The 13576-nt window shown below is 45.0% G+C and carries 14 protein-coding genes; 13 read left to right on the top strand and 1 reads right to left on the bottom strand.

The features are described from left to right. The first annotated feature begins 110 nt into the window (after window positions 1-110). The 13 genes from F8R13_RS03460 to F8R13_RS03400 all read left to right on the top strand — a co-directional run bounded on the left by F8R13_RS03460 (window position 111) and on the right by F8R13_RS03400 (window position 12514). On the top strand, window positions 111-773 hold the full coding sequence (locus F8R13_RS03460; protein WP_152831902.1) for a glutathione S-transferase family protein: 663 nt from the start codon (window positions 111-113) through the stop codon (window positions 771-773). A 28-nt stretch (window positions 774-801) separates the two neighbouring features. Further along, window positions 802-1641 (top strand): hypothetical protein, encoded by an 840-nt coding sequence (locus tag F8R13_RS03455; RefSeq protein WP_152831901.1) that lies wholly within the window; start codon window positions 802-804, stop codon window positions 1639-1641. Between the two features lie 39 nt (window positions 1642-1680). Then, window positions 1681-2670 carry a prenyltransferase gene (locus F8R13_RS03450; RefSeq protein ID WP_152831900.1) on the top strand — a complete coding sequence of 330 codons (990 nt, stop codon included), beginning with the start codon at window positions 1681-1683 and terminating at the stop codon, window positions 2668-2670. A gap of 21 nt (window positions 2671-2691) precedes the next feature. Then, window positions 2692-3585, top strand: coding sequence for a cysteine synthase CysM (gene cysM, locus F8R13_RS03445; RefSeq protein WP_152831899.1), 894 nt, complete (start codon window positions 2692-2694; stop codon window positions 3583-3585). Between the two features lie 22 nt (window positions 3586-3607). Further along, window positions 3608-4114 (top strand): CYTH domain-containing protein, encoded by a 507-nt coding sequence (locus tag F8R13_RS03440; protein ID WP_152831898.1) that lies wholly within the window; start codon window positions 3608-3610, stop codon window positions 4112-4114. Beyond that, window positions 4092-5507: a TolC family outer membrane protein gene (locus F8R13_RS03435; protein ID WP_253806311.1), complete on the top strand. Its 1416-nt coding sequence runs from the start codon at window positions 4092-4094 to the stop codon at window positions 5505-5507. The genes F8R13_RS03440 and F8R13_RS03435 overlap by 23 nt, the downstream gene beginning before the upstream one ends. Before the next feature lie 70 nt (window positions 5508-5577). After that, on the top strand, window positions 5578-7113 hold the full coding sequence (locus tag F8R13_RS03430) for an ABC transporter substrate-binding protein (protein ID WP_152831897.1): 1536 nt from the start codon (window positions 5578-5580) through the stop codon (window positions 7111-7113). 2 nt (window positions 7114-7115) lie between these two features. Then, window positions 7116-7751 (top strand): DUF2238 domain-containing protein, encoded by a 636-nt coding sequence (locus F8R13_RS03425; RefSeq protein WP_152831896.1) that lies wholly within the window; start codon window positions 7116-7118, stop codon window positions 7749-7751. Between the two features lie 75 nt (window positions 7752-7826). Continuing rightward, on the top strand, window positions 7827-8306 hold the full coding sequence (locus F8R13_RS03420) for a L,D-transpeptidase (RefSeq protein WP_152831895.1): 480 nt from the start codon (window positions 7827-7829) through the stop codon (window positions 8304-8306). Window positions 8307-8324: 18 nt separating this feature from the next. Next, on the top strand, window positions 8325-9248 hold the full coding sequence (nikB, locus tag F8R13_RS03415; RefSeq protein WP_152831894.1) for a nickel ABC transporter permease: 924 nt from the start codon (window positions 8325-8327) through the stop codon (window positions 9246-9248). 8 nt (window positions 9249-9256) lie between these two features. After that, a complete protein-coding gene (locus tag F8R13_RS03410; protein ID WP_253806310.1) occupies window positions 9257-10102 on the top strand; it encodes an ABC transporter permease in 846 nt (281 codons plus the stop codon). Between the two features lie 91 nt (window positions 10103-10193). Beyond that, a complete protein-coding gene (gene nagZ, locus F8R13_RS03405) occupies window positions 10194-11270 on the top strand; it encodes a beta-N-acetylhexosaminidase (RefSeq protein ID WP_152831893.1) in 1077 nt (358 codons plus the stop codon). 8 nt (window positions 11271-11278) lie between these two features. Then, complete coding sequence (locus F8R13_RS03400) at window positions 11279-12514, top strand: mechanosensitive ion channel family protein (protein ID WP_253806309.1); 1236 nt, start codon at window positions 11279-11281, stop codon at window positions 12512-12514. Between the two features lie 13 nt (window positions 12515-12527). On the opposite strand, the gene murB is transcribed toward F8R13_RS03400, so the two are convergent. Beyond that, window positions 12528-13559, bottom strand: coding sequence for a UDP-N-acetylmuramate dehydrogenase (murB, locus tag F8R13_RS03395; RefSeq protein WP_152831892.1), 1032 nt, complete (start codon window positions 13557-13559; stop codon window positions 12528-12530). Window positions 13560-13576: the final 17 nt, after the last annotated feature.

The raw sequence follows: 13576 nt of genomic DNA, 5'->3' as shown, positions 1-13576 counted from the left end.
CTCGTCTTGATTCTTTGTATGATGACAAAAGCGCTGGCGCGGAAGGCATATTGCCATGTCACTCTTTTTCGCGCTAAAACCCATTGTTCATCAATCAAAGGTGGTGACGTATGTCGGAAAAACTCGAGATCATCAGTTTCAAGCTGTGTCCTTTCGTACAAAGAGCCGTTATTGTGTTGAACTTCAAGAACGTGGCATTTGATGTCACTTATATCGATTTGAGTAATCCACCGGAGTGGTTTAATACCGTTTCTCCACTGGGCAAGGTGCCTGTGTTGAAGGTCGGCGATGAAGTATTGTTTGAGTCATCGGTCATTCAGGAATATCTGGATGAAATCACGCCACCTTGTTTAATGCCTTCCGATCCGCTTGTTAAAGCCAAAAATCGCGCTTGGATTGCATTTGGCGGTGAGATGATGATGTTTGTGCCGCAAATGATGCAGGCCAAGACAGAAGACGCTTTTGAAGAAGCAAAAGCAGGGCTGATTGATAAACTCTCTCGTTTGGAAGTCGTGCATTCTGCCGGAACTTATTTCAACGGTGATGACTTTGCCTTGATTGATGCAGCCTATGCGCCATTGTTGATGCGACTGGAGATTTTCGAGAAGCTTTGCGGCGTAACCTTTCTCGACAGCTTGCCGAAAATCAAACGCTGGGCAGATACCTTATTGGCAATGCCTTGTGTGAAAGAGTCGGTAGTGGACGAGTTGCCACAACTCTATGCCGGTGCTTTGCAAAAGACAGACGGGTATCTTGCGTCTCTGGCCTTCTAATCCAAGTTATATGGTGTTATTCACAGACATGAGGAAACTTAAGTTAACTCCCCTTGGCATAATGGTTGCCATGCTGATGTTGGCATTGAATGCCAAGGCATCACCAAAGATCAAATTCAATCTGACGGATGCAGACTTGCATTGGATTGCCGAACGTATTTCATTCAATGAAACTGCAGATAAAGTAGAGAACCTGACGTTTTGGAATGCGAAAGAGCCTTTTCCTTCCTTTGGGATAGGGCATTTTATTTGGATTCCAAAAGGCGTTGATGTGCCGTTTGAAGAAACTTTTCCACAGATGGTAAAGTTTGTTTCCCACAAAACTCCTGCGCCGGATTGGTTACTAAGCCTAAATCCGATGCAGCCGCCTTGGTCAAACAGAGAGGCATTTATGCGTGAGCAACAGTCGCCAAAAATGCAGGCACTCCGGCAATGGTTGTTGCAAACCAAAGATGAGCAGGTGGCATTTATTTTGCAGCGATTTCAGCAGGCTTTGAATACCTCTATAGCCAATTTATCCTTAACCGATCAGTGGAAAGTAAAAGAAACCATTGAGTTGATGTCAGCCCATAAAGTGAGTGCCTATGCTTTACTGGATTACTTTAATTTCAAAGGGTTAGGAGAAAATTCTAAAGAGCGTTATAAAGAACAGGGGTGGGGGTTGTTGGACGTGTTGTTGGCAATGCCGTCCGTCACTAAACAGACACGCTTGGAGGCTTTTGTTGCCACCGCAAAAACGCTGTTAAAAGATAGGGTGAATAATGCACCGACAGAAAAACAACGCGCCATTGAGCAGAAATGGTTGGTCGGCTGGAACCACAGATTGAACTCTTATCTTAAGCTTGCTAAAGAACATGCTGTTGAATAAGTCGATTGGCTCAAGACATTGCCTTGCTACGAGGGTTAAATGAACGACACTTCTTTAAAGTTAAAAACCGTTTTCATGACGATGCGACCGCCTTTTCTGGTATTGACGTTGTCTATTATGTTGTTGCTGTTGGCAGTGTCCATTGATCAAGCGGGCATAAGGATATTGCACTTTTCTTTTGGGCTGTTTGCACTGGTTTGCATTGGTGCTTTGGCGGCGCATATCAGTGTCAATATGCTCAATGAATACGAAGATTATCAATCGGGGCTGGATGCCTCTACCGATAGAACCCCATTTAGTGGTGGCAGTGGCGGTTTGCAGGCATTTTCCAGCGCACAAGAGTGGGTAGCGGCAGTTGCCTATGCTCTGATTGGGTTGATTATCGCATTGGGAGTCTATTTCGTTTATTTGAGAGGCTGGGGCTTGTTGCCTTTAGGCTTGTTAGGGGTGTTTGTCATCCTGTCTTACACATCATTGCTGACCCGTTTTCCTTGGTTGTGCTTTATGGCATCGGGCTTGGGATTTGGTCCTTTGATGATGGTCGGCGGTTATTTTGTACTGTTTGGTGAGTTTTCTTGGCAAGTGGCCTTGGTTTCTTTAATTCCCTTTTTTCTGGTGAACAACCTATTGCTGATTAATCAATTGCCGGATAGGGCAGCAGATAAGCAGTTTGGGCGTTTTAACCTGTGGCATCGATATGGCGTTTCGTTTGGGTTGAAGCTTTTCGTATTACAGGGTGTGCTGGCATTTGTGGTTTTGGCAATGGCGATTTTTCTAGGGGCGTTACCTGTTGCGGGAAGCGCTGGATTTTTGTTGCTATTGTTGTTTGTGCCTATGGTGCATAAGGTAAAATACCTGCAAACCGCCATTTCAAAAGATGCAGGTGATGACGCATTAACAGAGTTTGAAAGCGTCCAGAATACGGCGGTTTGGAAAGATAAACTGAATTCTGTGATGGCAATGAATGTCGGCGTGACAATTTTGTTGCCCATCGTTATTGCGACGGGTATGTATCTGTCGTTGATTTAAAAAATTAAAAGTGGATAGTTCATGAAAACCTTAATGGATGTGGTTGGAAACACCCCTTTGGTTAAAATCCAACGTTTGGTGAATGCGAATACCAATAGTGTGATTCTGGCAAAACTTGAAGGCAATAATCCAGCCGGTTCGGTGAAAGACAGACCTGCGCTAAATATGATTAAGCAGGCCGAACTGCGTGGAGAAATCAAGCCGGGTGATACGCTGATTGAAGCGACCAGTGGCAACACGGGGATTGCTTTGGCGATGGTTGCCGCGATGTTGGGTTATAAGATGAAATTGATTATGCCGGACAATATGTCCATGGAGCGCAAAGCTTCTATGGCTGCCTATGGTGCTGAATTGATTTTGGTGTCGAAGGAAGAAGGCATGGAAGGCGCCCGTGATCTTGCGCAGAAGATGCAGGCAGAAGGGCAAGGAACGGTTTTGGATCAATTTGCCAACCCGGATAACCCATTGTCGCACTATTTCACCACCGGCCCGGAAATTTGGAATGGAACGGAAGGCAAAATCACGCATTTTGTCAGTGCCATGGGGACGACGGGAACCATTATGGGAACCTCCATGTACCTTAAAGAACAAAATTCCGATATTCAGGTGGTGGGTGTGCAACCCACAGAAGGTTCTTCCATTCCCGGCATTCGTCGTTGGCCGAAAGAATATCTGCCCAGTATCTATGACGACTCACGTGTAGACCGTACCATCGATATGTCGCAAGCCCTTGCGGAAGACACTATGAAACGCATGGCGAAAGAAGAGGGTATTTTCGCTGGTGTATCATCTGGTGGTGCGATGGCAGCAGCCTTGCAAATTGCCAATGAAACGGAAAATGCGCTGATCGTGACTATTGTTTGCGATAGAGGGGATCGTTACCTTTCAACGGGTGTTTTTGACCCAAAAAACTAAATACAGAAGAAAATATAAAAATATGGCAAGAGAGATTGAAAGAAAGTTTCTGGTCGCAAACTTTGACTGGAAACAGCTTGCGAAAAAGAAAACGCACATGGCTCAAGGCTACTTGAATGATATTCAACAGCCGGGAAGCAAAAGCTCCATTCGCATCCGTTTAGAGGGGGATGAAGCAACGATCAATATCAAGAGTTTGGAAATTGGTCTCAGTCGGGATGAATATGAATATCCGATTGATGTTTCAGATGCCGAAAAAATGCTAAAAACCCTTGCGGTTGGCCCTGTGATCGAGAAGGTGCGTTATTTAGTAGACATTGAAGAACATACCTGGGAAATCGACGAATTTTTAGGGGATAATGACGGACTGATTGTCGCAGAAGTGGAACTAGACAGCGAAGATGAAGCGCTGGAACTGCCTGAATGGATTGGACGCGAAGTGACGAATATCGTTCGTTATTACAATATCAGTCTGACTCAAAAGCCATATACAACTTGGAGTGATGATGAAAAAAACTGCTTTGAATAATTCCGTTGAATCAATGGGAAATCCATTTAAAAAGAAAGCCGTCACATTAGTGATCTCCAGCATGATGGCTGCCGGTTTAACGATGACTTCTTTTCAATCGCAAGCGGCTTATAGCCTGTTTGATGTTTACCAGATGGCTGTTGCCCATGATGCGACTTTGGCGCAGGCTCAAGCGACCTATCAGGCCAATCAACAATTAGTCAAAATCGCACGTGCTTCGTTATTACCTCAAATTAGTGCCAATGCAGCCTATAATGATAGCTATGTGAATGAAAAAGCAGTGGATACCAAAACCGCTGATATCACTTTGAAGCAGTCGCTTTACCAGCATGATTCCTGGGCAAAGTATTCTCAAGCGCAATATAGTTTGAAGAAGGCCGAATACACGATTAAAAGCGCGGAGCAAGACATTATTGTTCGGGTGGCAGATGCTTATTTCAAAGTGCTGCTGGCGCAGGAAGATGTCAAACTGGCGAAGGCGAAAGAGAAGGCCGACGAGACGCAATGGGATCGCGCTAAAGCTTCCGCTCAGGTTGGTCTGGCGAGCAGGACAGATGTATTGCAAGCCAAGTCGAGTTTTGACTTGTCAAAATCTGATCGCATTTCTGCGGAGAACAATTTGGATGTGGCTTACGAAGAGCTGACTAAGTTGACGGGCAAGCCTGTAAAAGACTTAAAAGTCATCGCTTTAAGTGTGAAGCTGCCTCAACCTAAATTGAATATCAATACCTATGAACAACAAGCCCAAGATAGTAACTTGACGGTGCTGCAAGCAGAAGAACAGGCTAAGGTCGCTGGTGAAGAAGTTGAAGTTCAGAAGTCAGGGCATTGGTTCAATCTAAGCTTACAAGCACAATATGAGCATACTGAAGGGTCGGCTATCCCGAGTTATTCGTCCAGTTCTCAATATCCGAATAACCTGAGTGCCAGTATTGTCGCTTCTTTGCCGCTATATTCAGGTGGTGGAACGTCAGCATTGGTCTCACAAGCTCGTTCAAACTATCAAGCAGCGGAAATCGGGGTGCGTGACGCTAGAGAAAACGCCAAGTTGAATGCGCGTGTTCAAGTGCGTAATGTTGAAAGAGGCGTTGAATTAGTCGCCGCTAACCGTGCTGCGGTGAAATCGAATGATGCTTTCCTTGAAGCAGCAGAAGAAGGTTACAAAGTCGGCTTGAAAGACTTGTTGGAAGTCCTAACCGCGCGTACCAATAAGTTCCAAGCAAGACGTAACTTGGCGCAGTCGTTACAAAATGTTGTATTGAGCCGTTTGAAATTAGAGGCGGCAGTGGGCACGCTAGATGCTGATAAACTGCAAAGATATGACAGTATTTTATCCGACCCTGTTGACGACGCGAATCCGCCGGTAGATGCCGGTAGTGACAGCACTCAGTAGTCCTTATCTACTTGAGTCTTTTCTATGAAGTCGCCATTTCTATGTGTTTCAAGTTGTGATGCTTTAGCAGATGGATAGGCGAACTTTTTTTAAACGAACTTCTAGTGGACTGGCGGGCTTAGCAGTTTTGCCATCCATATCTCTATTGGCGGGTTGCGAAACTCAGTCCAGTGCTAGCCAAATTCTAGTGGGCGTTACCTCACGAACACGTGTGTTAGACCCTAGGCAAGCGACAGATGCGTTGTCGAGCCGCCTGAACCGCCTGATTTATCGCCAATTAATCGATTTCAACGAGTCCTTTGAGCCAATTCCAGATTTAGCGACTTGGGAAATGATTTCACCAACACAATATCGCTTTACACTCAAAGATCGTCCAAAGTTTCACCATGGTAAGCGATTATCTTCTGAAGATGTGGTGGCGACATTCGACTCGATTCTGAATCCTAAACAAGGCTCGCCGCTAAGAGGATCGTTGAAGCATATCACTTCAGTTGTAGCACTTAACGACAGCCAGTTTGATTTTCATTTAGCACACCCGGATACGTTATTTGTTGGTCGTTTGGTCATCGGTATTTTGCCGAAAGACTTGGTTGAACAAGGTCGTTCGTTTTTGTCAAAGCCTGTTGGTTGTGGCGCCTGTCGTTTTCTCTCTATGGACGAACAAAGGCTTGTTTTACAACGGCCAGATAAAACAACGCTGGAATTCATTCCCGTTAAGGATGCTACCGTCAGGGTGTTGAAACTCCGTAAAGGAGAACTGGACCTCATACAAAACGATTTGTCGCCTGAATTGTTGAACTACTGCCATCACCGTGATGATTTGGTTGTGTCGTCTCATTTCGGTACCAGCTTTGCCTATATCGGCTTTAATTTTGAAGATCCTTTGTTATCCAAACTTGAGATGCGGCAGGCGCTGGCGCACGGGATTAATCGACCATTGATAATTGATACGCTGTTCGCTGGCGAAGCGCGTTTGGCTGGCGGGTTATTGGTGCCGGAGCATTGGTGCGGTGTACCTGATTTAAAAGGGTTTGATTATGATCCTGATAAAGCCCGAGCGTTGTTGTCGGAGCTAAGAAAACAAACCGATTTAATCAAACCTTATCTAAACGAAGCTGGAGAAATCCAGTTGAGCTATAAAACCTCATCTGACCCAACGCGGATTCGATTGGCGACCATCTACCAAGCCGAGTTGAAGAAAATCGGTATCGCGCTTGATATTCAAAGTTATGATTGGGGAACCTTTTACAGCGATATTAAAAAAGGGCGTTTCCAGCTCTATAGCCTTGCTTGGGTCGGTATTAAGAGCCCGGATATTTTTCAGTATGTGTTTGACTCGAATGCGATTCCGCCTAGAGGAGCGAACCGAGGGCGTTATCGTGACGCGGAAGCGGACACCTTGATTCGTGAAGCAGGAGAGGCACAATCCATAGCAGAAGAAGCGAAACTCTATCGACAGCTGCAACGTCATTTACAAGATACACTGGCGGCGATGCCTTTGTGGTATGAAAATCAGTATGCGGTTATGAGAAAGGGGGTCGAAGGCTATCAACTGTATTCTGATGGCCGTTTTGATGGGCTGCTTAAAGTCAAAAAAATGGTTTGAATATGCCGACGGTGACTCGTAAAGAACATTATCATGGTGCAGTTGGTTTATGGGCTGGGATATTCATCGCGGTCTTGTTATGGTCAATCTATCATCCCAAAGACTGGCCTACATGGTGGATGGAAGCGCTACCTGCTTTAATTGGTTTTGTGTTGGTGATACGTTATCGAGTGATTGTCGGTATCACCCCATTGGTATATTGGCTGATTTTACTGCATTGCATTGTCTTGATGGTCGGCGCTCATTACACCTATGCAGAAGTTCCGTTGTTTTCAGATTTAGAGCATTGGTTGCAACAGACTCGGAACAATTACGACAAGATAGGGCACTTTCTGCAAGGGTTTGTACCTGCAATGATTGCTAGAGAATTACTTCTAAGGCAAAAAGTGTTTTCATCCAAGGCATGGATGAGCTTTTTTATCGTCTGTTTTGTATTGGCTTTCAGCGCATTTTACGAGTTGGTAGAATGGAGTGCGGCGATGATTTTGAAAACGGGTGCCGAAGCCTTTCTCGGAACGCAGGGTGATGAATGGGACACGCAAACCGATATGTTGTTTGCATTGATTGGTGGTATCGTTGCGCTAATGACTTTGTCTAAGCGGCATGATCAGCAATTGCTTTATTTTTCAAGTCGTTAGTATAAACTTTAAAGAGTGGTTCTTACCCCAACCTGGTAGATTTTTAACGAATTTAATGCATCCGGATAATTTATTTTGAAGATTCTCATTTCCATTCCACAACAGACTTTAACGTTGCTTGATGGCGAAAAAGAAGTTAAGCGTTATTCTGTGAGCACGGGTTTGGCGGGTGTAGGCAATGAAAAAAACTCGGGGCAAACGCCTTTAGGTAAGCACAAGATTCGTGCAAAGATTGGTGATGGATTGCCTATCAACAGTGTTTTTGTTGGGCGACGCCCAACGGAAGAAATCTATAGCGATGCTTTGGGACAACAGTTCCCGGATAGAGACTGGATATTGACCCGCATATTATGGTTGTCTGGCCTGGAAAAAGGGACAAATCGTTTAGGCAATCAAGATACGATGCAGCGTTATATTTACATTCATGGCACGCCAGATAGCGAACCAATGGGTGTTGCGTTGTCGCACGGCTGTATTCGTATGCGTAATGAAGATGTGATGGAGTTATTTGATAGGGTGCCTATTGGTTGTGAAGTGGAAATCGTCAATGCTTAAGAATGGGGCGATTGTTTAATGATCCAGTACCTCGTTCGTTTGGTAGGTTCGCTTATCTTCATTTCCTGGGTCGTCGGTTCGATGGTCTTCTTTTTGATTCATCTGGTACCGGGTGACCCTGTTGAAGTCATGTTAGGTGATTGGGCGAGTCCGGCTGATGCTGATGCACTGCGTCATCAATTGGGCTTGGATTTGCCGCTATTTCAGCAATATATTCATTATCTGACAGGTATCGTCCAGGGGGACTTTGGTCAGTCATTGTTTTATCAACAACCTGTTTCCGAGTTGATTGCCAATCGTTTTCCTTACACGTTGCAGTTGGCGTTGCTGTCTTTGCTAATAGCGGTGTTGATTGCCTTTCCATTAGGTATCTGGGCATCTATCCGTGCAGGAAAATGGCCCGACCATCTGGCCATGACGGTGTCACTGGTTGGGGTTTCTGTGCCGAATTTTTGGTTGGGACCCATGCTGATTCTAGCGTTTTCCATCGGTTTGTCATTGCTACCGGTGAGTGGTGCCGAGCAACCTTTTTCATGGGTGTTGCCTGCTATCACCTTGGGAACGGCTTTGGCTGCGATATTGGCGAGAATGTTGCGCGCGTCTTTGTTGGAAATCTACCATGAAGATTTTATCCGAACGGCAAGGGCAAAAGGTCTGTCTGGCACTGCGGTTTATGGGAAGCACGCATTAATGAATGCTATGTTGCCTGTTATTACGGTGTTGGGTTTACAGCTTGGTACCTTGTTGGGTGGAGCGGTTATCACCGAAGTAGTATTTGATTGGCCGGGATTAGGACAACTCTTGGTGGAGTCGATACAACGTCGTGACTATCCTGTTGTGCAAGCATGTATTTTGATTATCAGTATGGCTTATATTTTGGTGAATGGTTTGACGGAAGTGGTTTATGCCTGGCTAGACCCAAGGATACGTTTAGCGAAATGATAAGGTTAATGCAGTTTCAATCTATCCGCGATCTTCGCAACTATCTGATGAGCTTTAAAGTACTGCCTTTGATGGTGGTGCTTTTATGGTTAATGATGGCCGTATCGGGTGCGTTTGTCGGGGATGAAGCAACGCAAATTGATTTGAAGAAACTACTGGCTTTTGGTGTTGATCAAAGCTGGTTGGGTTACGATGAGTTGGGTCGTCCGGTGTGGGATAGACTGCTCATGGGCGCACAAACCTCTTTTTTGGTGGCGTTGGGTGTTGTGGTCTTTTCTTCCATTATCGGCACAACCATTGGAGTTTATAGTGCTTATGTCGGCGGTTGGACGGATAAGGTTATTCTAAAGATAATAGATGTCTTTTTGGCCTTTCCGGGGTTGTTGTTGGCCATTGCGTTGGCAGCCATATTAGGGCCGGGAATTGAGAATGTTGTCTTTGCGTTGGTAACGGTAGGCTGGGTAAGTTACGCGAGATTGGCGCGGGCACAGACGTTAAGCTTGCGTAACCGTGAGCACATTCAAGCCGCAAAAGCTTTTGGTGTACCGACCTATTTGATTTTATGGCGCCACTTGTTGCCATTAATCTTGGCTCCTTTAGGGGTTGAGGCTACCTTTGGTATTGCCGGCGCGGTGATTTCTGAAGCCGGGCTTTCTTTCTTGGGGCTAGGGGTACAAGCGCCCGATGCTTCTTGGGGAAGCATGATTAGAGAAGGCACTCGATACCTTCTGGTTGCGCCACATTTGGTGCTGGCACCAGGCTTGGCATTGATGTTGGTGGTCTTAGCGGTCAACTTATTGGGGGATCAGTGGCGAGATCACTTGGATGTTAAAGCAAAATCCCGTAGAGAATGACTACGCAATTGGTTTTTAAAACCGATTTCGGTTTTTACCCGAAAGCTATTTATAATGTTTGAAAAGTTACACGAAAAAGTACGATAAATTTATGGAAAAAACCATCCAAGGAAAAGCGATGTCACTTGGTAGTGTCATGATTGATATTGAAGGAACACGGCTGACAGAAGTCGATCGTGAACGACTGATGAACCCTTTGGTTGCCGGAGTGATTTTATTTTCTCGTCATTTTGAATCAGTCGAGCAGTTACAAAAGCTGACGCAAGAAATTCATAGTTTGCGTCACCCTAGGCTGTTGATAGCCGTTGATCATGAAGGTGGAAGGGTACAAAGATTTAAAGAAGGCTTTAGTCGTTTGCCCGCCATGCGTTTGATTGGTGAGCTTTATGATACCTCGCCGGATAAGGCACAAGAAGTGGCATCAAATGTTGGCTGGTTAATGGCAACAGAGCTTTTGGCGGTAGGGGTAGACTTCAGCTTTGCGCCGGTTGTTGATTTGGATTTTGGTGGTAGTAGAGTCATCGGGGATCGTGCATTTCACTCTAATCCTCAAGTGGTGGCTGACTTAACCTGGCATTTGATGAATGGTATGCATAAAGCGGGCATGGCATCAGTTGCAAAGCATTTTCCCGGGCACGGTTATATTGAAGCAGACACCCACTATGAAATTGCAGTGGATGAGAGAAGTTTCAATGAAATCTCTCAACACGATTTACAGCCATTTTTACGCTTGATTGAAAATCAAGTGGAGGCGGTGATGCCTGCACATGTTATTTACCCAAAAGTGGACGCATTACCTGCGGGCTTCTCCAAGCATTGGTTGCAAGATGTCTTGCGTAAGCAATGTCATTTTGAAGGGGCGATTATCAGTGATGATTTGTCAATGAAAGCCGCAGAGGTTTTCGGTACGCCATCCAAACGCGTGACAATGGCTTTGGAAGCAGGTTGTGACTTGGTTTTGGTTTGTAATGATTCAACGGCAGCGGATGATGTTTTGGCCAATGTTCGCTGGCAAGGGGATGTTTTGTCTCATGCAAGACTGATCCGCCTACACGGCAAGCCGCACTTAAGCTATTCACAGTTGCATAAAGACCCAATATGGCAAGCGAAGTCTTACGCGGTCAACCATTTTGTTAACGAATCCAATCAACAGGCATTGTTAGGGTAAGAAGTTTTATGAGTAGTTTGCAAGATCCATCCGCAGTTGATTTGGTAACGGAGCCGATGAAGCATCATTCTCCAACGTTGTTTGAGGATATTACGTTTTCAGGATTTTCTGAGCTGATTAAAATGTTTCCAGACACTTGGCTTGCGTTAACACAGTTTTTTGGCTCTTATGTTTGGCTGTTGTTGTTGCTGATTATTCTAGGCTTTACCTTTGTTATCGATTTTGTGATTCGCATGGTATTGTCTCGTGTGGTTCGCTATCTACAGCGCCGGAAAAAGGAAGTTGCAAAGACTTTTTTTGTTGCGTTGAAGTCGCCGTTTTCCTTCTACATCTGGTTGTCCGGTACAGTGTTCGCGTTGAACACGATACTGGTGACTTTTAAGGTTTTTACCGATTTCGTTCCCTATATTAATGGCTTTAAATCTTCCCTCGCCTTGATTGCGGTGGCTTGGTTCTCAATTCGTTGGGTTCAGCGCATAGAGAGTTATTTAAAGCATTTAGAACGCTCGAATAACAAATGGGATCCGGTAACACTTGAGGCGTTGGCAAAAATATTCAAGCTGACGGTATTCATTGTTACGGGTATTGTTGTGTTGAGTGCTTTTGGGGTTAATCTGACGGGGTTGATCGCCTTTGGTGGTATTGGTGGTGTCGCTGTCGGTTTTGCCGCCAAGGATTTGGTCAGTAATGTATTGGGGGGCTTGATGCTTTATATGGATAAGCCTTTCGTGACAGGGGACTGGATTAGATCGCCTGATAAAGAAATTGAAGGAACCGTAGAAAGTATCGGCTGGCGAATGACGATCGTCAGAACATTTGATAAACGGCCGCTGTATATTCCAAACGGCATGTTTGCCACCATTTCTATTGAAAACCCATCGCGGATGACCAATAGACGTATCAAGGAAACGATAGGTGTTCGATATTGTGATATCGGCCAGGTGTCGAAAATTACTTCTGAAATTAAAACGATGCTTCAGGAAGATCCTGACATCGACAGTAACCAAACCTTGATTGTCAGTTTCAATGGGTTTGGGGCATCTTCTTTGGATTTATTGGTTTACACTTTTACCAAAACGACAGTTTGGATTGAGTACCATGAAGTGAAGGAAAAGATACTGCTTAAAATAGCGGAAATTATTGATAATTACGGCGCGGAAATTGCCTTCCCGACCAGAACGCTTTATATGGAAGATTCAGTCAAACTTGAGCAGCTAGCGAATGCCGAGCGAGGGGAAAAGTAAGCGCGAGGTGTACTTACTTTAATATAATCACTTCACGTTCTAAGTGGATACCGAATTTGTGATCAATATCTTCACGAATGCTTTGGGAGAGCATAACAATATCTTCTCCCTTTGCATCGCCATAGTTAACTAAGAATAGAGCGTGCTTTTCTGAAACACCCGCTGCTTTATTTCTGGTCTTTTTCCCCTTCCAACCGGCTTGCTCTATTAGCCAAGCGGCTGGAATCTTATATTGGTTGTCCAACATTTTGTGATATGGGATGTCGCCATGTTTTTCAACGAGCTCTTGGAAGTATTCTTCTGAAACAATAGGGTTTTTAAAGAAGCTGCCTGCATTACCGTAGATGTGAGGGTCAGGGATGCGATTTTGCCTGATCTTGACTACCGCATCAAATACGTCACGGGATGTTAGCTCACTCTTCTCACGGTCACTGAGCGCTTCTTTTAGGGGCTCGTAATAGAGGTTTGGTTGCCCTGCATGTGCTTTCCTCAAGCGGAAAGTAACGCGGTGTACCAATAATGAATTTTCATATTCAGTTTTAAAAATACTCTGACGATAACCAAACTGACAATCGGAATGTCGAAACTCCTTGCGCTCGCCGTTAAACAGGTTGAGAGCTTGGACACGTGTGATGGTGTCTTCGGCTTCTGCGCCATAAGCGCCGATGTTTTGCACGGGGGCAGCGCCGACTGTTCCTGGAATGAGTGCGAGGTTTTCTAGACCCCAGTAGCCTTGATCTACTGTGTGCTCTACAAAAGTATGCCAATCCATCCCAGCACCGACAGACAGCCAAACATTATCAGCGTCTTCTTTAACGACTTTAATTTTTTTAAAACGGCAGGTTACAACCACTTTGTCGAGGTCGTGGGTAAAAAGCAAATTACTTCCGCCGCCCATAATCATCCACGGAAGGGCGGCAATCTTAAGGTCTGAGCGCAAAGTGGTGATGTCTGATTGTTTTTCTATTTCAACAAAATAATGCGCTTTGACATCAATACGGAAGGTATTTCGGTTTTTTAGGGAATAATTAGCCTGAATACGCATATCTGTTATAATTTTTT

Origin of the sequence: Hydrogenovibrio sp. JE_KL2, assembly GCF_009296185.1 — a bacterium.
Lineage (GTDB): Bacteria > Pseudomonadota > Gammaproteobacteria > Thiomicrospirales > Thiomicrospiraceae > Hydrogenovibrio.
This window is presented reverse-complemented; position numbering and strand designations above follow the sequence as displayed.

Coding starts and splice junctions, on each gene's coding strand:
- F8R13_RS03460 (WP_152831902.1), top strand. CDS start 111: ATGTCGGAAAAACTCGAGATCATCAGTTTCAAGCTGTGTCCTTTCGTA.
- F8R13_RS03455 (WP_152831901.1), top strand. CDS start 802: ATGAGGAAACTTAAGTTAACTCCCCTTGGCATAATGGTTGCCATGCTG.
- F8R13_RS03450 (WP_152831900.1), top strand. CDS start 1,681: ATGAACGACACTTCTTTAAAGTTAAAAACCGTTTTCATGACGATGCGA.
- cysM (WP_152831899.1), top strand. CDS start 2,692: ATGAAAACCTTAATGGATGTGGTTGGAAACACCCCTTTGGTTAAAATC.
- F8R13_RS03440 (WP_152831898.1), top strand. CDS start 3,608: ATGGCAAGAGAGATTGAAAGAAAGTTTCTGGTCGCAAACTTTGACTGG.
- F8R13_RS03435 (WP_253806311.1), top strand. CDS start 4,092: ATGAAAAAAACTGCTTTGAATAATTCCGTTGAATCAATGGGAAATCCA.
- F8R13_RS03430 (WP_152831897.1), top strand. CDS start 5,578: ATGGATAGGCGAACTTTTTTTAAACGAACTTCTAGTGGACTGGCGGGC.
- F8R13_RS03425 (WP_152831896.1), top strand. CDS start 7,116: ATGCCGACGGTGACTCGTAAAGAACATTATCATGGTGCAGTTGGTTTA.
- nikB (WP_152831894.1), top strand. CDS start 8,325: ATGATCCAGTACCTCGTTCGTTTGGTAGGTTCGCTTATCTTCATTTCC.
- F8R13_RS03410 (WP_253806310.1), top strand. CDS start 9,257: ATGCAGTTTCAATCTATCCGCGATCTTCGCAACTATCTGATGAGCTTT.
- nagZ (WP_152831893.1), top strand. CDS start 10,194: ATGGAAAAAACCATCCAAGGAAAAGCGATGTCACTTGGTAGTGTCATG.
- F8R13_RS03400 (WP_253806309.1), top strand. CDS start 11,279: ATGAGTAGTTTGCAAGATCCATCCGCAGTTGATTTGGTAACGGAGCCG.
- murB (WP_152831892.1), bottom strand. CDS start 13,559: ATGCGTATTCAGGCTAATTATTCCCTAAAAAACCGAAATACCTTCCGT.